This window comes from Candidatus Cloacimonadota bacterium, from assembly GCA_020532355.1.
In the GTDB taxonomy this organism is placed as follows: domain Bacteria; phylum Cloacimonadota; class Cloacimonadia; order Cloacimonadales; family Cloacimonadaceae; genus UBA5456.
On record JAJBBD010000016.1, the window covers coordinates 1 to 19,147 of the forward strand.

General features: G+C 40.7%; 20 protein-coding genes. 11 read left to right on the forward strand and 9 right to left on the reverse strand.

What is annotated here, in order from left to right; genetic code table 11:
- The first annotated feature begins 615 nt into the window (after positions 1-615).
- Genes LHW48_00395 through LHW48_00420 form a run of 6 tightly spaced genes read left to right on the forward strand, consistent with a single transcriptional unit; the run spans position 616 to position 7,098 of the window.
- Positions 616-1,707 (forward strand): undecaprenyl/decaprenyl-phosphate alpha-N-acetylglucosaminyl 1-phosphate transferase, encoded by a 1,092-nt coding sequence (locus tag LHW48_00395; GenBank protein MCB5258920.1) that lies wholly within the window; start codon positions 616-618, stop codon positions 1,705-1,707.
- Positions 1,708-2,445, forward strand: a complete 738-nt coding sequence (locus tag LHW48_00400; GenBank protein MCB5258921.1) for an MBL fold metallo-hydrolase — start codon at positions 1,708-1,710, stop codon at positions 2,443-2,445. It abuts the gene before it with no gap.
- Positions 2,442-3,899, forward strand: coding sequence for a hypothetical protein (locus LHW48_00405; GenBank protein ID MCB5258922.1), 1,458 nt, complete (start codon positions 2,442-2,444; stop codon positions 3,897-3,899). Before LHW48_00400 ends, LHW48_00405 begins: the two co-directional genes overlap by 4 nt.
- A gap of 9 nt (positions 3,900-3,908) precedes the next feature.
- Positions 3,909-4,493, forward strand: coding sequence for a hypothetical protein (locus LHW48_00410; GenBank protein ID MCB5258923.1), 585 nt, complete (start codon positions 3,909-3,911; stop codon positions 4,491-4,493).
- An 8-nt stretch (positions 4,494-4,501) separates the two neighbouring features.
- The gene (locus tag LHW48_00415; GenBank protein MCB5258924.1) at positions 4,502-4,933 is read left to right on the forward strand and encodes a hypothetical protein; all 432 of its coding nucleotides are present in this window, start codon (positions 4,502-4,504) and stop codon (positions 4,931-4,933) included.
- Positions 4,933-7,098 (forward strand): UvrD-helicase domain-containing protein, encoded by a 2,166-nt coding sequence (locus LHW48_00420; GenBank protein MCB5258925.1) that lies wholly within the window; start codon positions 4,933-4,935, stop codon positions 7,096-7,098. Before LHW48_00415 ends, LHW48_00420 begins: the two co-directional genes overlap by 1 nt.
- 397 nt (positions 7,099-7,495) lie before the next feature.
- On the opposite strand, the gene LHW48_00425 is transcribed toward LHW48_00420, so the two are convergent.
- The 8 genes from LHW48_00425 to LHW48_00460 are packed head-to-tail and all read right to left on the reverse strand — an operon-like array spanning position 7,496 to position 13,812.
- Complete coding sequence (locus tag LHW48_00425; protein MCB5258926.1) at positions 7,496-8,170, reverse strand: hemolysin III family protein; 675 nt, start codon at positions 8,168-8,170, stop codon at positions 7,496-7,498.
- Positions 8,167-8,799 carry a nicotinate (nicotinamide) nucleotide adenylyltransferase gene (nadD, locus tag LHW48_00430; GenBank protein MCB5258927.1) on the reverse strand — a complete coding sequence of 211 codons (633 nt, stop codon included), beginning with the start codon at positions 8,797-8,799 and terminating at the stop codon, positions 8,167-8,169. Before nadD ends, LHW48_00425 begins: the two co-directional genes overlap by 4 nt.
- A gap of 7 nt (positions 8,800-8,806) precedes the next feature.
- Positions 8,807-9,526: an outer membrane protein assembly factor BamD gene (bamD, locus tag LHW48_00435; protein ID MCB5258928.1), complete on the reverse strand. Its 720-nt coding sequence runs from the start codon at positions 9,524-9,526 to the stop codon at positions 8,807-8,809.
- Positions 9,527-9,536: 10 nt separating this feature from the next.
- On the reverse strand, positions 9,537-10,127 hold the full coding sequence (locus LHW48_00440; GenBank protein ID MCB5258929.1) for a hypothetical protein: 591 nt from the start codon (positions 10,125-10,127) through the stop codon (positions 9,537-9,539).
- A 6-nt stretch (positions 10,128-10,133) separates the two neighbouring features.
- Positions 10,134-11,063, reverse strand: a complete 930-nt coding sequence (ybgF, locus tag LHW48_00445; GenBank protein MCB5258930.1) for a tol-pal system protein YbgF — start codon at positions 11,061-11,063, stop codon at positions 10,134-10,136.
- A gap of 19 nt (positions 11,064-11,082) precedes the next feature.
- Entirely contained in the window at positions 11,083-12,495 is a 1,413-nt protein-coding gene (locus LHW48_00450) for an aminopeptidase (GenBank protein ID MCB5258931.1), read from the reverse strand.
- Between the two features lie 19 nt (positions 12,496-12,514).
- Positions 12,515-12,997, reverse strand: coding sequence for a transcription elongation factor GreA (locus LHW48_00455; GenBank protein ID MCB5258932.1), 483 nt, complete (start codon positions 12,995-12,997; stop codon positions 12,515-12,517).
- Positions 12,997-13,812, reverse strand: coding sequence for a hypothetical protein (locus tag LHW48_00460; protein MCB5258933.1), 816 nt, complete (start codon positions 13,810-13,812; stop codon positions 12,997-12,999). Before LHW48_00460 ends, LHW48_00455 begins: the two co-directional genes overlap by 1 nt.
- Before the next feature lie 224 nt (positions 13,813-14,036).
- Here LHW48_00460 and LHW48_00465 point away from each other — a divergent pair, with 224 nt between their 5' ends.
- The 5 genes from LHW48_00465 to LHW48_00485 all read left to right on the forward strand — a co-directional run bounded on the left by LHW48_00465 (position 14,037) and on the right by LHW48_00485 (position 16,964).
- Positions 14,037-14,525, forward strand: coding sequence for an RNA polymerase sigma factor (locus tag LHW48_00465; protein MCB5258934.1), 489 nt, complete (start codon positions 14,037-14,039; stop codon positions 14,523-14,525).
- 54 nt (positions 14,526-14,579) lie between these two features.
- Complete coding sequence (locus LHW48_00470; protein MCB5258935.1) at positions 14,580-14,996, forward strand: zf-HC2 domain-containing protein; 417 nt, start codon at positions 14,580-14,582, stop codon at positions 14,994-14,996.
- Complete coding sequence (locus LHW48_00475) at positions 14,989-15,507, forward strand: periplasmic heavy metal sensor (protein MCB5258936.1); 519 nt, start codon at positions 14,989-14,991, stop codon at positions 15,505-15,507. The genes LHW48_00470 and LHW48_00475 overlap by 8 nt, the downstream gene beginning before the upstream one ends.
- A complete protein-coding gene (locus tag LHW48_00480; protein ID MCB5258937.1) occupies positions 15,434-16,009 on the forward strand; it encodes a hypothetical protein in 576 nt (191 codons plus the stop codon). Before LHW48_00475 ends, LHW48_00480 begins: the two co-directional genes overlap by 74 nt.
- A gap of 172 nt (positions 16,010-16,181) precedes the next feature.
- Entirely contained in the window at positions 16,182-16,964 is a 783-nt protein-coding gene (locus LHW48_00485; GenBank protein MCB5258938.1) for a phosphatase PAP2 family protein, read from the forward strand.
- A 4-nt stretch (positions 16,965-16,968) separates the two neighbouring features.
- On the opposite strand, the gene LHW48_00490 is transcribed toward LHW48_00485, so the two are convergent.
- Complete coding sequence (locus LHW48_00490) at positions 16,969-18,660, reverse strand: hypothetical protein (GenBank protein ID MCB5258939.1); 1,692 nt, start codon at positions 18,658-18,660, stop codon at positions 16,969-16,971.
- Positions 18,661-19,147: the final 487 nt, after the last annotated feature.

A 19,147-nucleotide genomic window follows, 5' to 3' on the forward strand; every position in this document is an offset into this window, starting at 1 on the left:
GTTTGATAGGCTTATATTGATCGCACCTCTACTCACCCGACACTTTTGTAGTACGGGACTCCATGCCCTGATTATTCAAAGGTCTTACACCTCGTCTTCACATGAATCTTTATCTCACAATTAGGCATACTTTAGGGGGACATGATCCCTTACTTACAGCATGATCCCGGCTTGAATCTTACTTAATACTCCGTTATAGCGAAGGGCGGGAAGGGGACGAAGCGTCAATGCGCATTGGGAAATTTAGCTGTCGGCAAGCTGATACATGAGACCGTTGCCCATACACATATAGCAAATTTGTATGTACGAAGTACCGGTTTAGTGGTTTTTTGATCGCAACTATGCTCAACCCATCACTCTCGCAGTATGGGGCTTCCCATACTCGATTATTCAACGGCTTTACTAATTATACATAATGGCATAACAGCATTTAGCTTTAAGCCAATTTCAGACTGTAATTATCATCTAGACCGTTAAATAAGTCAAACAAATGCCAGAGTTTATGATGGCGATTATATTCAAAAAAGCTTAAAGCATTTGTTTAACGGAAAAAGCATTGACAAAATCCTCTAGCATGGCTTTTTGGAACATTAGTAAGATTATTTGGAGAACCTGATGGATTTTCGCATCTATGAATATCTCAGCGTATTCATAATGTCTTGGCTCTTTGTTTATGGGCTTACGCCATTTATAATCAAATTGGCAAATAAGATAAATTTCGTGGATAAACCCGAAGCACGTAAGATGCATTTAAAGAGCGTACCTTTGTTGGGTGGGCTAAGTGTAGCGTTAGGCTTTGTGCTTCTGTGCGTATATGATGTGGCTATTTCACCTGGGCGTTTTTTCGATAGACCAATGTTAGGCTATTTGGCGGGCACTGTCTTGATAGTACTTATAGGGTTGATTGATGATAAGCGGGGCATGTTGCCTTTGATTAAATTGGTGGGTCAATTTGCAGTAGCGTTCACTTTTATACTTACTAATTTTACATTAGATGAACTGCGAATGATGTTTGGCAGCATCTTTATAACTTTACCTATTCTGCTGTTGTGGATGGTGGGATTGATGAATGCCCTCAATTTCCTGGATAATATGGATGGCATTATCAGCGGTATGGCGGGGATCTTGGGCTTGGGTTTTTTCGCCTTTGCTCTCACCAATACCACGAGTGCAAATCAGGAGGCAATGGCGCTAATTGCCCTAATATCACTCAGTTTTGCTGGATCCACGATAGGCTTTTTGCCTTACAACTTCAATCCTGCCAAAATCTTTTTAGGTGATGCGGGCAGTATGTTCATAGGTTACTTTCTTTCTTCGATGGGTATTCTTATGGCAAGATATGCTGGCATCAGGCATGGCAGCAGGTTTTTCTATTTGCTGCCGGTATTACTGTTGAGTTATGCCATTTTCGATATATCTTTGGTTAGCTATACGCGTCGGCGTGATGGCAGGCACGTTATGCAGGGTGGTAAAGACCATTCTACCCATCGCATAAATAATGTATTAAACTCCGTAAAGGTGACTGCTGCGATAATTTACACAATCAATATACTCATTGCCCTTACTTCCATAATTATCTTTATGATCGGTTCTATGGAACTCTTGATAATAACCATAATGTTGTTTGCCGCTTTTTTCTTGATTTTTGGGCGCAAGTTGGATCAGGTACCAATAGTTATTCCTGATAATCAGAGGAAGCATAAGTAAGTGAAGATCATAATTTTGGGTTCAGGTTCTGGAATGCCAGCAAAGAATAAAAGAAGTTCTGCTGTATTGGTAAAATCGCAGAATCATACATTTCTCTTTGATTGTGGAGATGGTTGTGCTTCATCCCTTCTTAATTTGGATTTGGATCCAAATACTATAGATGCTATAGTTATTACACATTACCACCCTGATCATGCCGGGGGATTGCTCTTGCTTATTCAAATGTTGTATTTACAGAGGCGGACTAAGGCATTGTCATTGTATTTACCCGAGCGCGAAGAGGATTTTTTGGCCATGCTTCAGATGTTTTATACTTTTCCCCAAAAGTTTAGTTTTGATTTGCAGATAAAACCTATGAACCGATTGAATATGGACTATAACAGGCTAAACATTAAAGCGAACGATCATCTTGATGGATATCGTGAAATAGTTAGGCAAAACAACCTACCAAATAAGCTTAAAGCCTATTCTTTGAGAGTTTCTTCTCCCAAGGGAGATTTTGTATATAGTTCAGACATCTCTACTGTGGATTGTATTTCCGAATTTTGCATGGGGGCACATACTGTATTGGTAGATGCCGGTCATCCAAGTGCAGAGCAAGTTCTTAGGCTTTGCACTCTTGATGTTAAGAGGGTATTACTTACTCATGAACCTCGTCCTCAGATAAAGCAAATGGCACAAAAAGCCACAAAGGACATTTTTTATGAAGCTCTGGAAAACGTGGAATACACTATATGAAACACTTAGGGGAAATTCGGGGCGCAATGTTGCAAATTTGTAAACTGGCTATCAAGAGATACGGCATCCTAATAGTACCTCTAATTTTACTGCATTTATCTGCGTGTGAAATAAATCGGTTGCGCAGTGCTGAAGATCTTTACAACAGCGGTCGTTATGCCGGAGCCATTGATGAGCTGGACAATCTGATAAGCATTGCCCAAAATGGTGCTATTGCTACGCGAGCCGAGTTAATTCGAAGCAATTGCTACCTGGAACTGGGCAAAACAGCCGTCCAAAGAGATAACCGTCCTATTGCCATAAGGTTTTTAAAGCTGGCAAATTCTGAAGAAGCAGACCTTGTTCTTGGCCAATTATACTACGATATGGGCGAGGAAGCCATGCAACAAAACAATCTTCCCTTAGCTTTGAAATACATGAACGACATCGCCCGCGAGATACCGGAATCTCCACTCATGCCGCAAGTTATACTGAGAAGGATGAATGTATATATCACAGAGTATCAAGACCGTAATTCCACTTGGGAGGATTACAAACATCTCTACGACAATTACCCCAATAATCCCTACGAGATACAAGCCCGTTATATCGTAATGCAATTTATTGATACTAGAATAGATTATGCCAGAAGGCTTTTGGAGCAGGATTATTATGATGAAGCCTTTCAGGAGTTGTTTGAGCTATCACATTATCCTGTCGTGGAAGCAGAACAAATCAACGCATTGATATCGGATGTATATCAAGCTCAAGCAGATGAGTATATTGAAGAACAGAACTACATGGAAGCGGATCGGTTATTTAGGATTGCCGTCCAATACAATCCCGAAAAACAGGGAGAGATAGATAGGCGCTTGCGCTCAATAACTGAGTTATATGTTCAAAAAGGGAACAGTCTCTTAGAAGATAGGGATTTTGAGGGTGCCCTATTACATTACAATAAAACTTTTGAGATTATTCCAGATTATCTTCCAGCAGTGGAAGCAATTAACAGACTCCACCAGATACAGGATGATATTCGCCGAGCAGGAAGTATTATTGCAGAGGCTGAAGCAATGGAGGCAAACCAGAAATACGCTGATGCCTTGAGCTTATACAATCAGGCTATAAAACTAGATCCTCGCCCAGAATACCGTTCTCGCGCTTCCCTTATGCAGAACATGGTGGAAGCGGGGAAAGACCCGGCAGGTTTTGCTCGCAGAATACTGGCGGAATACCGTAACGGGCTTATATTAAACCGCATTGCGGCAAAACGGAATGAAATACTACAAGAACACAATCTCAACGAAATAAGGGATAGCGGTTGGAAGTTTTTGCTTTCTATAGGTCAATACAAATATGAAGCACGATACGACTTACTTACTCCTACGCAAACCTTTCTTTATGTATGGCAGATAAACCTCCGCGACCGATCGATTATTCCGCTTAATAAACTTTCTGAAGTGCTGATGCAATAGGATGCTTAAATGAAAGTAGTAAAAACAATTATCCTGATTCTCATTTTACTGGTTGCCCACGAAGCATTCGCTCAATCCTTCGATTTGCAAGCATTCGCCGACAGCACTAAATATGGCTGGAAAGATTATCGAGATCGTGCAGAATACCGAGAAGATCTTACATTTAGACAGAATAAACTACAACTCTATGAGTTGGAAGCAGTATCTCTTTCCTCAAGCGCACTCAAAAGCGCAGTGATTCCCGGATGGGGTCAGTTTGTTACCAAACATAATACTAAAGCTACGGTTATCTTAAGCGCGGAATTGGTGACAGTAATTAGTGCTCTCTACTTTTACAATCGTGCCAAAACCAACTACGATCGCTATTATGAAGCTACGCAAATAGATCAGATCAACGATTATTGGAGTAAAGCGGAAACACCATATCACTACTCTCTAATGATGGTGGGCTTGGCTGGTATTATTTGGATTTACAACATGTATGATGTAGTAATTAGCACAAATGAGTACAATGCCAATTTGTGGCAGAACATTATCCAGCGCAGTAATTCGCCTTTGCAACTGGGCCCCAATGGCATTGAATTGAGGTTCTGAGGTTTATTATGAGGTACATTTTAATAGTTTTACTCACGCTGCTTGTAATGTCTGGTTGTGGTATCAAACGCGACAATCCTTTAGATCCGGATACTCACGATTTACAGATTCCAAGTAATGTTGGAGGCTTGCAGGGGCATGCCATCCGTCCCGGACCTTATACAGTATATGTTCAGCTTTCTTGGAGTGGCAATAATCCCAACAATACGGATGGCTATTATATATATAGAAGCCTATCCTACAACAGTGCTTATGCGGTGATAGACACAGTACTGCATACAGAAGGCATCGACTCGCAAACCTACAATCACAGCAGCGAAAACGATTCCTCAGTTACCGCCGGAAGATTTTGGTATAGCGTATCGGCATTCAAAACATATCCTGCCGGCAACCTCGAAGGCAGGAAATGTGAGCCCATTTCGGTTGACATACGCGATTGATGATAGATTATTCCCACTCTCTCAACGACCGCCAACTTGAGGTTGTTAAAGATATTGATCATCCTATATTAGTTCTTGCCGGAGCTGGTAGCGGTAAAACTCGTTGCATCATATATCGGGCTGCTTATTTAATTCGTGAACAAGCTGTGCAACCCTGGAAGCTCTTGATAGTGACGTTTACAAATAAAGCCGCTCGTGAGTTACAAGATCGCTTGGAGGCTCTGTTAAACATCCCAATGCGTTCTCTCTGGGTAGGCACTTTCCACTCCATTTGTCTTAGAATTCTGCGCTACGAATCTGCACATCTGCCCTTTAATGCAAACTTCAGCATCTATGCCGAGGACGAGCAAAAATCGGTATTGAAAAAAATCTATAAAGAACACGGATATGATGTACAGAAATTCCCCATCAATAAAGTATTAGGTCGCATTGGACGTTATAAAAACCGTTTGATGCTACCTGAAGATATTTCTGCGGAGGAAACTCGACACAACCCATTTTTGAGCGGTTTTCTGCAAATCTACCTGTACTATCAGCAAGCTTTATTGATGAATCAGGCGATGGATTTTGATGACATACTTCTGTTTACTGCAAAACTTTTGCAAAGTAATGATGCGATTAGAAGCAAATACCAAGATATCTTCCAATACATCATGATAGATGAGTATCAGGACACCAATAAAGCCCAGTTTGAGATCATTCATCAAATTGCTCAAAAGCATCAACGAGTATGTGTCGTTGGCGATGACGATCAAGCGATTTATAGCTTTAGGGGTGCCTCCCTGCGCAATATTTTGGAGTTTGAGCGAGATTACGGTGAGGTTCGGGCTATTAGATTGGAACAAAACTACCGTAGCACTACGGCTATCTTAGAGCTTGCCAATCGAGTTATAAAACAGAATAAACAACGCCACCCCAAAGAGTTATTCAGCAATTTGGGCATAGGCATCAAACCGGTTTTACATGTGTATCCCGATGCCAATGCCGAGGCAGAAAATATTGCTCTTAATATATCCCGACAAGCTAAGCTTGGGAAAAAGCTACGTCAGATAGCAATTCTGTATCGAACCAATGCGCAATCTCGACTATTTGAGAATGCTTTGATGCAACGTAAGATTCCCTACAGCATTGTGGGAAGCCTTAATTTCTACCAACGCAAAGAAATCAAAGATCTATTGGCATACTTAAATAGCCTGGGAAATGCGTCAGATAATGAAAGCCTTTTACGCATCATAAATGAGCCTCCGCGCGGAATTGGGCACACCACCGTGAATAGGTTGCTCTCTTTTGCCATGAAAACCCGGATATCTCTATTTAGCGTAGTGCAAAATGCAGCGGCTGTTCAAGAGCTAAATGCCGCCGCAATAAAACGAGTAGGGCAGTTTTGCGCAATAATGGAAGAATGGCGTCAAATGGCTCAAACCTTTCCTGTAGCCGAACTTGTTAAGGATATTGTAGAGCAATTAGGACTCGTGAGTCTTTACCGTAAAAGCAGCGACCCCAAAGATATTGCCCGGGCAGAAAACCTGATTGAATTTGTGGCTTCGGTAAATGAGTTTACCGAACGCTTTCTTGCAGAAAACGAACGGGCACCATTACTAGAAGATTTTTTACCTTATATTGCCTTACAAACTGATCTGGATAAAGTATCTGAGGAAATCGACAGTGTACGGCTAATGACTTTACACAATGCTAAAGGGCTGGAGTTTGAAACTGTTTACATCGCCGGCTTAGAAAATGAGTTGCTTCCTCATCGCATGAGTATGGATACCACAGAGGAGATTGAAGAGGAACGTAGACTGTTTTATGTAGGCATTACCAGAGCAAAGAGAGAATTGATTCTCAGTTTGGCAGAATCCCGCCGTTTATACGATACGTTCAGTTTTAGCAGTCCCAGCATGTTTTTAGAAAATCTCGATGATGTTCTGGATACTCCCGGTCACATCGCTGCAAAGCCGCAAAGCTCATACCGCAAGTCCAAAACAATAATTCGCGAAAGCATGAAGCATTTTAAGATAGGACAAAGGGTCTGGCACAAGGAGTATCGGGATGGGATAGTTCTTTCAGTTAACGGTGTGGGTACTGATGCAGTGGTTACTGTTTCTTTCAAGAATGGAAAATTGATCAAGATAATCGGCAGTTTTTTACAGACCGAGCCCATTTGATTGGTTGCTCTCCATAGTTTTTGCCTCATAGTATTAAGTCTAATTTAAGTATAGTTTCTGTAATGATACTCTCTCTAATCTGGATGATAGCAGCTTGAACCTCCGCTAATAATTCGGTTATGCAGTGGAGGGTGAGTAGCGGATAAGATTACTTATTTTACTATGAGACCGTTGCACATCCATAAATAGCGTATTTTTATGCACAAGATATCGGTTTGGTAGGCATTTTCAGATCGTAGCTATGCTTACCCACTACTCTCGTAGTATGGGGCTTAACCCCATGCCCCGATTATTCAAAATCTTAGTATGTTAACCCAATACAGTTGTTAATCTTCTGGTAATCTTGAGGACGGTGGTGATGTTGAAATCGTTTGATTGTGAGCAGTAGATTATTTTTTTATGCGTTGTTAATTAGGGTAAGCATACCAAAGAAATGACTAATACAGCCGGCTAACACAAATAAATGCCAAATTGCATGATGATAGCGCATATTTTTGGCAACGTAGAATCCTATGCCTAATGAGTAAGCCAAGCCCCCAATTAGAATCCATATTAAAAAAGAAGGAGGAACGCTTGCTAATAAAGGTTTTATGGCAATAACTATAATCCACCCCATTAAGAGATAAACCAAAATAGAAATCCATTTTTTTTTGCCCATAGCAAATATCTTTAGAACAATCCCAAGTAGAGTCAAGCCCCAAATTACTCCAAAAAGTGTCCATCCCCATCCACCGCGCATTGTGCCAATGGTAACCGGAGTATAGGTTCCAGCGATCAACAGAAATATCGAAGAATGATCTAAGATGCGAAAAAAACGTTTTATGTAGGGTTGAGTAAAAGTATGGTATAAAGTGGAAGAAAGAAATAGTATAATCATTGTAGCGCCGTAGATACTAAAGGAAACGATCTTCCAAGTATCGCTCATTTGAGCGGCAAAAACTACCAAGATTACTAGTGCAGCAATAGATATACCCACACCAATGCCATGTGTAATGGCGTTTGCCAGCTCTTCTCCAGAACTCTGTTGGGGGCTAAGGGGTATGCGGTCTAAAAATCTCTTTTGTGAATTCATCTTCTATATAAAGCGGATATTCTCTCTTCCATGCCAGCCGGAACAAGATCTTGTATGCTTTGCCCACGAGTAATTCTTGTCCTGATGTCGGATGAGGAAATGGGACACAGCGGCATATCCAATATAGTATGTTGAATTTGGCTTAAAACATCGCAAGGCATAACACTATCAGGTCGGGGCAAGATGATGAAATGGAGCTTAGTTTTTAACCAGTCAAAATCGTGCCATTGAGGCAGTTTTTGCAGGTTATCTGCTCCAATAATAAAAGCAAAACTCTGATTTGGATTGTTAGCCATCAGTTTTTTTACCAAATCGCTGGTATAACCGCTTTCCCCACGTTCAGCATCCCACACTTCAATGGGAGTGCGGAAATCTTCAGCGGGGTGGATAGTGAAATGCAGAGGAGTAAAGTGGTCTACAGCTTCTTTGGCTAAGGTAAGCCTATTATCGTAATCTAAAATAATGCTTTCACCTTTGAAATTGTGGTTAAAACTTGGAACAAGAATAATCTTGTGTACTGGGCTAAGGCTTAGAACCTCTTTGGCCACATATAAGTGTCCATTGTGGATAGGATCAAAGCTACCTCCCAGTATGGCATAGGATCCGGTTAGCAAATTTCGCTGAGGCATAATTGAGCTAAAACTTACGTTCCAATTTGCGAGTTTCTTTGGAGCCGGGGTATTTTGCCTTAAGCTTGGAAAAATACTCGTTAGCGGCTTCGTTGTTTCCCTGGTGTTTATGAAGTAGAGCAGAATAATATAAGGATTTTCTATCCAGGCTGTCTGTATTGCCAAGTTCGGTAACTTCTTCAAAATACATTAGTGCAGCGCTGTAATCCTTCATTTTGTAGTAGATATACCCGTTTTGATACTTCTTCTCAATAAGTTTATATTGGGCGCGGCGGATATAGCTCAAGGCATCTTCATAGCGCGAGTCGCTGGGAAAACGCTCAAGGAAATTATGAAATGCATCAATGCTTAATAGGGTTAGTTCCTGATCGTAAGCCGGTTTTAAAGATTCTTCAAAGAAACAAACGGCGACCCGATAATAAGCATCTGCGGCATTTATGTGATCTGGAAATCCATCGATGAATTGTTGATATTTCAATCTGGCATCGGTAAACTTGTTCATGGCAAAATAACAATCTGCAAGCCTCAGCGTAGCATAAGCAGTAGCCGCAGATTTTCTTTCGAACGATATATCGTCGTAGAGTGTGGCTGCCTTGCTATACTTACCAGATGCATAATACTCGTCTGCTAATGCCAGTCTTTCTTCTGTGCTCAGATTACTAATGTTTCTGCTACAAGCGCCAAGGGCAAGAATGATCAACAGTAGGATGCTGAGATATCTTCTCATGAAATGTCCTTTATTCAATTGTCCATAATAAAAATATGATTGATGCTACTGCGGTGCCAACGATAATCGGTTCAAACCACTGTAAGCGAGGAGCGGAAAAACTTGATTGCTCGCTTTCATCGGGCACAAAATCGTAGTTATCGATACGCAGCAATCTGTTTTCGGGTAATTTTGTTTGCTTGGTAATAAAGCTATAAACGGGAATACGTTCTGTACGGTAAGAAAAGAAATTTTTGTGTTCTAAGATTTTCCATTTGAGGCTTAATTCCACACTGGCTAAAACTGCTGAGTCAATACCGTAATCGGTAAGATTTGGTGTTTCTGTATCAGGTTCATAGCCTCTCAAGGGAGAGTTAGATAGCGATTGTCTGAGATCAAATGAGCGTTCCAATAAGATTTTGCTTAGGCTTTGGTTAAGGGCGGGAGTCCACTCACCGCAGCGGATATCCAAAAATAGCGGTTGAGAGGGATCCAAATAGTCCGCAATTTGCTGAGCAATTAGCTCCGATTCTGCGTGCAACTTCTCTGCCCATGCAGAAACAGCACAGGCAGAAAAGAGCACTACAAAAGCGAGAACTTTAATGAAACGACTGTGAAACACGATATACTATTGCATCTGGTTTAAAAGCTTTTCTACTATGTCCATTCTGGAATAGTTTGGAAAGTCTTTTTTAAGCTTATTAAGTTCATTTTTAGCTGTTTGGTGATCTCCCATATTCATGTGGCACATGCCAATCTTAAGTTGGGTATCAGCAATTTTCCAAGATTTGGGATATTGGGAATGCACATTATTAAATTCACGCAATGCATTAGTAAACTGAGCCTGAGCATAATAGCTTTCGCCTTTCCAATAGATGGCATTTCCGGCATAAACACTGTTGGGATATTTCTGCACAAAAGTATCTAGTTTCTTGATTGCCTGGCCAAAATTGCCATTATAATATTCGTCTCGAGCTGCTTCATATTCAGGTTTTTCGCTTGCAGCGTTTTGCTGAGCGGTAGCGGCATCTGTGGCAGCTTGAACATTATTATCTTTGAGGTGGTTAAGTTCTAGCTTTAGGGCACTTATTTCAGCTTGCAAATTATCAATCTCTCGGGTATTTACTTCCATTTGATGAATGTCTGGAGTAAGTGCTGCAGCTTGTTCGGGGCTGAGCCCTTCGGTTCTAAGCGCATTAATCCTGTTTTCTAAATCCCGAATCATGTTTACAATCTCACGATCCGAATTAACTACGTCTTCGGTTAGTATATCCATTGCAGCAGCCATTTCGGCTACTTCTGCAATAAGTCCCTTCATATCTTCTTCGTTTTGAAGGAATTGGCTTTGCACATATTCTGGATCCAGATCCGCTGAAGAAGTTGTTAGATCTCTCCTACTTTGCATAATCTCTTTGCGTAGAACTACAAGTTCTTCATTGTTTTGTGCAAGGTCCTCTTCCAATTGATCCATTCGATCTTGTTGTTCACGGATAGCCTTGTTGCTAACACAGCCACTTATGAGTATGAGTGTTAAACAGATAAGAAAAAATTGCTTCATTTTAGTTCTCCCTTTTGAGTTAATTATTTGCCAAAAAGGCTTTATAACCTTTGTAGGTGGAGTATAAATCGGCTTTGGAACACAATTCATATAGCGAGTGCATCCCCATCAAGCCAACTCCGCAATCTATAACTTCAGCGCCGAGGTTTGCCAGAAAATAAGCAATGGTACCTCCTCCACCTTCATCAACTTTGCCAAGCTCACCCATTTGCCAAAACACGCCGGCATCATTAAATATTCTGATTACTTTGGCAGTAAATTCTGCACTGGCATCATTGCAGGAATATTTTCCCCCACTACCAGTGAATTTTGATAATCCAACGCCATGATTGAAGATTACTGCATTTTGCTTTTCATGCACATTGGGGTAATTGGGGTCTATAACGGCGGTAACATCACCACTAAGTATCTCTGCATTTATAAATGCTTTGCGGAGATTTGTGCTGGAATTGTCCTCTTTGTTATATGCCATTAAATCGCTAACAAAATCCTGAATAAAGATTGAGTTTGCACCAGTTGCACCTTGGCTGCCCACTTCTTCCTTATCTGAAAAATAGACAATCATAGTGCGTTTAGCTTTCTTGGTAGAGTTGTCTAAAAGAGCAGTTAATGCAGTATAGGCACAAATGCGGTCATCCTGACCATAACCTACAACCATAGAACTGTCTATTCCGGCATCGCGACATTTGTATGCAGGAACTAAATACAGCTCTGCGGAAATAAAATCTTCTTCTTTAATGCCGTATTTATCGTTAAGAACTTTTAAGGCATAAGCTTTTGCCGCTTCTTTCTCTTCACTTTTGGGTTCAACCATACCACCAAAAACCAGATTCATCTTGGAAGCGTCTATGGCTTCTGCCAAATTCTTTGTATACTGTTCTTTTCGTGCTAAATGCGGTAACAGATCCGGAATAATGAATACAGGTTCGTCGTCTTTTTCACCGAGACTAATCTCAAGCACTTTACCATTTGTTTGTACTACTACTCCATGTAAAGAAAGCGGAGTGGAGACCCATTGGTACTTTTTGATGCCTCCATAGTAGTGGGTGCGCATACATGCCATCTGCGATGAAGAATCTTCATAAAGAGGGTTTTGTTTAAGATCCACCCTGGGTGCATCTATGTGAGAAGCTACCATATTAAACCCCTTGCTGATGGGTTCGCTTCCTAACACGGCTATTGCCATGGTTTTACCCCTGAATATGCCATATACCTTGTCACCACCTTTTTTGGAATAAATATCTGTGAATCTATGCTTTTTAAGTAAAGCTTCCACCCAAGATGTAGTTTCGCGCTCAGTTTTAGCATCGTTCAGAAATTTCTTGTACGCCACTGCGTATGTCATGGCGGCTTTTTGATCGGAGGAAGAAGCATCTTTCCAGAAGTTCTTGCGCTCGTAGCTTAATTTGTTTTTTTCCTTGTTTTTTTTCATTCTTTACTCCATTTATCTTTTACAAAACTTCTAAAATCTTAAGCCTGCGTTCCCCCATAGGGGCTTTTATTAGGGCTAATTCACCAGGCTTTTTGCCTAAAAGCCCTTTGCCAATAGGCGAAACTACAGATACAATTTGCAGGATGCTTTCATCATCATAGAAATTCAATTCTGCGGCACCTACAACTTTGAAACATAGTTCTTCGCCGGTGTCTTCATCTTTGGTCTTACAGCTGCTGCCAAACCTTACTGCATCGTGCGGAAATCCGGAAGGATCTACCACTTTTAGTTGCGCTGCCCTACGGCGTAGATAGTCTATTTCGCCATCGATTGCTCGCTGTCGCTCCTTGGCTGCTTTATACTCTGCATTTTCGCTAAGATCGCCAAATTCGCGGGCGATAGCTACGGCTTTTATAACCTCGGGTCGCTCTGTCATTAGATCGTTGATTCTTTTCTGCAACCGTTCCATACCTTGTACAGTGATAAATACGCTCAGATCCACTACGCTTTTGTTCCCTTTTTTCTGCTTAGAGTCTTTTGGGCGGCTAATCCCGCCTTTTTTACCCTGGCGTTACCGCTTTTTGCCCATATTTCGATTGGGGCCTCAAGAGACTCATCATAATTTGTGATGGAAGCGCTTAAAAGCTCAACAATTTGGGGATCGCGAGATATACCAAACTCTTTCCATACATCGAGATAGGTTTCTCTGGAAAGCTTGGCAACGGTTTTGAGAAACTGAGTATGCAGAGGCTGAAGATCACCCAAGGGATATACCCAATGGTTTTGTAAGTGATTAAGTATTTGTTGAATAAGATCTTCGCGCCGTTTTATCAGCTTCATACAAAGGTTAATGGAAGCTTTGGCGAGATCCGGATTACGATCTTTACTCCAAGCATATAACTTGGTAATGTATTTATCTGGATACTTGCGCAATAATGGAAGCATTACTCTGTCTAAAAGAGCATTGATCTGCGAACCATCGGCAAATTCTATCATTTCTTCTATCAAGGGAATGTATGTTCCGGGATTTTTATTTGTTAGCTTTGCAAGTATGGTGTTGAAAGCTAGTTTGCCATAATCTCCTTTTTTTAGCCACAAATGCTTGTAAAAGGGGATATAATCCTTATGTTTTCGTCCCAATCGCTTAACAATGACAGCGCTAACGAAGCTGATTACTTCGGAAGGAATCTTACCATTGACGCGCTCAGGATAGGCAATAAATATGATCTCAAAATCATAATCCTGATTTGGGAGTTTATTTTTCAGGTAGTCCTCCGTGTCTTGAGTCAGCCGTTCTTTCCAGTCTATGGTAAGCATCTATATCTCCTATATTTACAATATTTTCCAACTTATTGCATTAGGGAATATGCTCATAATACTGTCAAGCAAAAATTCCGCCACTTTAGCCTATAATCAACAAAAGTTAAGAATCTACTTGGAGTATAAATTGATAGCTCAATCAATGTCTTTAATCTAAGCAAATGTAGCCTGATTTAGTTTGCAGGATGTGATATGAACCTTAGTATATAATTGGTAAGAAAATGAAAAAAGAAAGTTTTGAGGAATTCCTGTCTGCCCATGAGAAGCGTATTTATCGATATCTTTTGGGCTTAACTGCAAATGAACATGATGCCATGGATCTGGTGCAAACTGTGTTTATAGCCATCTATGAAAAGTTTGAGCGCATCGAGGAACCTACTGCGCTTTCATATACATATAGGGTAGCTCACAACAAAGCGATGACTTTTCTGAAACAGAAATCTCGATATGTAGATGTGGATCCAAGTTCCTTTGTAAATGTGTTAAAAGCACCTGAGCCCCCAGAAGAGCAGGACTACACATTTTTACACAAAGCCCTCAAAGACTTACCACCACGTATGGCTGCCGTAATCCAATTACAATACTATGAAAATATGTCTTACAAAGAGATATCTACTCGATTGGGGATTAGCGTTAAGGCTGTGGAATCCCTTTTGGTTCGAGCTAAACGTATATTGCGCAAAAAAATCATGCAGGGAAAAAAGGAGTAATTTGTACTATGAACATAAAGCTGAGTATGCTTAATATATTTAAAGGAGAGAACAATGAGATGCAGAACCGCAGAACGTTATATAAGTCTCAAGCTTGATAATGAGCTAGCACCCAAGTATGCTCACAAACTGGATCAGCATCTTGCCTGTTGCATCTCCTGCAAACATATTTTTGAAGAAACTAAAAGCCTGCAAAATATGCTTAAACAAAAAGAAAATGAAGAGTATCCTTCATGGATGCACCAACGCATTATGCACAACCTGCCTACACCTAAACGTAGGATCTGGTTACAAAAGCCAGTGTTTAGTTATGCAACCACCGGTATGGCTGTAGCGCTAAGTCTTTACATGGGCATAATGGTGGGAGTGCATGGTTTTCAAGAAAGTGGGTATTTGAGCTCTAATCTTCAAACTGAAGCTTCTCAATTAAGATTTGGAGAGAATAGTCTTATGGAGCTGTATGATGAGTAAACGTTTGATTACCATGCTGCTTATTGTCTCTCTAGCCTTCAATCTTGCCGTTTTGAGTAGCATTATCTGGCTACATTACCGCCTGCCGCATCCTCCTCATCATACTGGTTCTTATGAACGTCCCAGACTACCGGAGCACATTAAATCTATGCCTATGGATAAAGAATTGGGGGATATGCGCCGCGAATATGATGAATATAGAATACGCTTTATGCGCAAATTGGCACTGGAGGATTATTCCGAGCAGAACCTCATTGCCATTATAGATTCCTCTTTAGCAGCACAACATAAACTGGAAGAAGCATTGGGAACTAGACTTATCAACCTTCGTAAACAAATGAGCGCAGAAGAAGCATTCGAATATTTCAATGCCCGCGCCGACATAATGGAACAACGTATGTTAAAAATTGAAAACTATAAATACAGGAGAACAAATTATGAAAAGAATACTGGTGATAAGCCTGATTATCGTGATGAGCGCAGGCGTCCTGATGGCCCAAAGAGCCGTTAGAACTCCGGCAAAGCCGTATCCTCCTATGATGCGCAGTCATTTTGATCCTATGCAAAAATGCATGGAGGAACTGAAACTGAGTGAAGCTCAAATGAACAAATTTGCCGAAAGCAAAGCAACATTTGAAAGACAACAAAACACATTAGAAGCCGAGCTTAGTAATCTGAGATTGGATGTTCAAGCTGCCTACAAAGCAGAAAACTTTAAAAGAGTAAAAGAACTGAACAGACAAATTACCGATAAGGAACTTGCCCTTAAAAACGCTCGCGTGGATATGCTGGCAAATCAAATGAAAGAACTTAACAAAGAGCAGAAAGAAATCATGTTAAAGAACATGAACATGATGATGGGTAATGCTCATCGCTTTCAGATGAGGAACCCCAATATGCTGGATGGCAACAGATTAAATCGTCGCCCTCCAGGGATGGGTGTAAGACAGCAAGATTGCGAAGAAGAATGTGACGATTGCGACGGCGAAAGAAAGCTTAAAAACCGTAAATAATATCCCTCCTCAACAACACACAAAAAATGCCATGGGATCCCCTCCCATGGCATTTCTATTGGCGATAAAGTAAGCTTTACTACGTAGGCAGCACGAATTTCGTAAACTACAATAAAAAGTTCTATAAACTGATTGAACTTGACTGATGTTTATATATTGCGGAGATGGCGCCATGAAGCATTTGATGATACTTTTACTGTTACTAATAGCATTTTTGCCAATACTTAGCGCTGATGGCACGGAGCCCCATGCTTGGGAGTATCTGAAGTCTTATCCACAAAGCGTGGGTTCGGGCATTACTGCGCCTTATCATTGGGAAGCCAAAGAATGGATCACAACCAGCTCTATTATTGCCTTAATGGGCGCAGCCTATGTGGTAGATGAAGAAATTCGCACACTTTTTCAAAGTAATCGGAGTGAATTCAGCAATTCCGTAATGATTGCCGCCAAGCAGTTTGGCGAGGGCAAGTATGTTTTGCCTGCCATAGGCATAACTGTTTTGAGTGGATATGCCTTTGATTCGCCTAAAACCATAGACAGCGGATTTTTATCCCTCAAAAGCTTCATAATAGCCAATGGCATAACCCAAGTAGTTAAACTAACTACCCAAAGAAAACGTCCCTCAGCCAATTCTGGCAAGCAATTCTTTAATGGATCTGGATTTAGCCGCAAGCGAGATAGTTTTCCTTCAGGACATACTACCATTGTATGGAGTATTGCTCCAATTCTTGTCAATCAATATCGGGAAAACTTGTGGGTGGCACCAAGCGTTTATACTATTGCAACGCTAACTTCGCTTTCTCGTGTACATGACGATAATCATTGGTTTAGTGACGTTTTAGCTGGAGCAGCAATTGGGTATTTCTCGGCAAAACTCGTGCTCAAAACAACTCCCACATTACACATATATCCAAATTCCCAGATTAACGGGTTTAGCTTAAGTTGGTGCTTTTAGATACCTATTTACCCAAGGCATAAGATAAGAAGCTAAGAACCGAATTGCAATAGGCTTGATTTCCCTTATAATACTCATTCAGATAATAATCTATCAGTTTCAAATCTAGCAAAGGATCTTCGGCAATACTTTTATCATGCCGCAAATCCCAGATCTTGTTTTTATTCTCCCATAAAAAAGACTTGGCTCGCGAATGTATGATATTTGGTTTCCTGCGCTGTTTTGCCGCAACCCAAAGCTTGAGAACATAAGGTTTTAGCAAATAAGGAGCAGTATGCCCAGCCAAAACCAAAGGATATTTTGCAAGCTGAGGCGTATTATTTGAGATTAATTTGCGGTGAGGTTGTTCATTAAGTTGAGCTGTCAAACCGTAATGCCAATGCTGTTTAAGAATAGAGCTTTGTAAAAACGGCATATGATCACAGATATACAAATCCAGATTACAAATATCCGGGAAAACGATGCTTCGGGATGAATAACGGACGTAAAGTAAATCCATCCATAAAGGGTTTGCCATTTTTCCTTGCGGAGGCAATTGCGAAACAATATCTTGTAAAGAATCCATATAGGCTTTATACATTTCAAGCCTGAGCTCAGGGATAAAAAAGCTTGGAGGCATTTGAGTAACATATCTTGCAAAAGAACGATAAGATGGTTTCTTGAATGTAGCCAAGCTGGTAAAATGCGCAAACATGGAGCGGGAGCGAAACATTTCCCCATAATAACCGCACATAAAGATGTCAAAATCCTCTCCGATTATGGGATAATAACTCATCAGGTAACTGCTGGCAGGGTTGAAGCCAAATCCTCTTGCGTGCAGATATTCCCTGGCATTATCCCAACCCCAATCTACATCAGATATGCCAATAAAGCGAAAAGGAATTTTAAAATCTTTGGCAATACGCTCAGCAATAATATAATCCGGATTGTTTTTGTCACCAAAATGAACAGCACTAAATGGCATTTTATGTTTTAGGGCAATAGAGAGCAAGGCTCGAGTATCCATTCCGCCACTAAGCCCATAACATACTCTTCGTCCCGCTCGAAGTGGTAAAAGCGTAAAGTTTTCCAACATTTTGAGCAAATCTAAGGGTTCTGGGTCAGGCTGTAAAGGGCTACATTCTAGTTCAAGTCCCTTTTTAGAGAGTTTCATGCTGCCGTTTTGAAAGAGCATTTCCACATCCTGATACCATATATCAGAGCTAGGAGCATAGCGTCGCTTAGGTGGAGGAAACATGCTATGCCAATATATTCCAAATTTACGAGGATCAATCTTTGCTAAACCAGCTTCTTTTAATAGGGGCAATTCCGAGCAAATAAAGTATCCATCAGAGCCTTTATGTATTAAAAGACTTCGTTTACACAGGAGGTCATTATATGCACGGATTTCTGTTCTTGAGGCAATTAGAATAAGCCAGTGTCCCTCAAGATTGGCAAAATTTCCTTCGTTTAAGAGCAAATTGTACCAATCGTTAGCATCTGGATAGCAGAAATCTAGTCCTTTACGGAGAATGGGATCTCCCAAAACAAAGACTTTTTCTAGATGGTTGAGCGGATTCTCGAAGACCTTGATGTTTTTGCCACCACCACCAGCGTATACCCTTATTGATGAGGTTTCAAAACTATAATCATGAGGGCGCAACAGCTTTTTCTCTTTGATATTCTGCCCGCCAAAATATCCATATAACCAACTCATATAAGACCTTATTAGCAATTTTTATGCATTGTATACAGGGGCTTCAAAACGTCAAGCGCTTTCTTTTGGAAATATTTCAAGCTTACTTAATCTAGAAAGCTTACTACGCAGCTTTCATGAATAATATCTGATCCTTAACTAACCAGTTTCTTTATCAACTGTCTCATTTTGTGTATCACCTCACTTCCCTTACCTCAAGCTATACATAGCGTGGGTTTACCCCGAGATTCTCCCTTATCTGCAGGATGATGGTAGCCTAAACTAACCTTAACTCTCCGGTAAAGTATCAAGAAGGAGGTTTGCATTACAGTTATTGCAAAAATACTACAAGAAAAGCCACCATGGCTCCAAATAAAAGAACTTGTTTTTTGATTTCTGCATGTGTAACTTTCTTTTAGAAAAAATAGCCTGAATACATTAGTTCTTCACATGCTGTATAATACGGAAAAACGTTAGAATAAACTAGTTTGGAAGCTTGGAATGCTTA

Bases quoted from the DNA above. Each gene is read 5' to 3' on its own strand.
- LHW48_00450 (MCB5258931.1), bottom strand. From the start codon at position 12,495: ATGAAAAAAAACAAGGAAAAAAACAAATTAAGCTACGAGCGCAAGAAC.
- LHW48_00490 (MCB5258939.1), bottom strand. From the start codon at position 18,660: ATGAGTTGGTTATATGGATATTTTGGCGGGCAGAATATCAAAGAGAAA.
- LHW48_00480 (MCB5258937.1), top strand. From the start codon at position 15,434: ATGAAAAGAATACTGGTGATAAGCCTGATTATCGTGATGAGCGCAGGC.
- LHW48_00415 (MCB5258924.1), top strand. From the start codon at position 4,502: ATGAGGTACATTTTAATAGTTTTACTCACGCTGCTTGTAATGTCTGGT.
- LHW48_00470 (MCB5258935.1), top strand. From the start codon at position 14,580: ATGAGATGCAGAACCGCAGAACGTTATATAAGTCTCAAGCTTGATAAT.
- LHW48_00425 (MCB5258926.1), bottom strand. From the start codon at position 8,170: ATGAATTCACAAAAGAGATTTTTAGACCGCATACCCCTTAGCCCCCAA.
- LHW48_00460 (MCB5258933.1), bottom strand. From the start codon at position 13,812: ATGCTTACCATAGACTGGAAAGAACGGCTGACTCAAGACACGGAGGAC.
- LHW48_00485 (MCB5258938.1), top strand. From the start codon at position 16,182: ATGAAGCATTTGATGATACTTTTACTGTTACTAATAGCATTTTTGCCA.
- nadD (MCB5258927.1), bottom strand. From the start codon at position 8,799: ATGCCTCAGCGAAATTTGCTAACCGGATCCTATGCCATACTGGGAGGT.
- LHW48_00475 (MCB5258936.1), top strand. From the start codon at position 14,989: ATGAGTAAACGTTTGATTACCATGCTGCTTATTGTCTCTCTAGCCTTC.
- LHW48_00395 (MCB5258920.1), top strand. From the start codon at position 616: ATGGATTTTCGCATCTATGAATATCTCAGCGTATTCATAATGTCTTGG.
- ybgF (MCB5258930.1), bottom strand. From the start codon at position 11,063: ATGAAGCAATTTTTTCTTATCTGTTTAACACTCATACTCATAAGTGGC.
- bamD (MCB5258928.1), bottom strand. From the start codon at position 9,526: ATGAGAAGATATCTCAGCATCCTACTGTTGATCATTCTTGCCCTTGGC.
- LHW48_00410 (MCB5258923.1), top strand. From the start codon at position 3,909: ATGAAAGTAGTAAAAACAATTATCCTGATTCTCATTTTACTGGTTGCC.
- LHW48_00405 (MCB5258922.1), top strand. From the start codon at position 2,442: ATGAAACACTTAGGGGAAATTCGGGGCGCAATGTTGCAAATTTGTAAA.
- LHW48_00465 (MCB5258934.1), top strand. From the start codon at position 14,037: ATGAAAAAAGAAAGTTTTGAGGAATTCCTGTCTGCCCATGAGAAGCGT.
- LHW48_00420 (MCB5258925.1), top strand. From the start codon at position 4,933: ATGATAGATTATTCCCACTCTCTCAACGACCGCCAACTTGAGGTTGTT.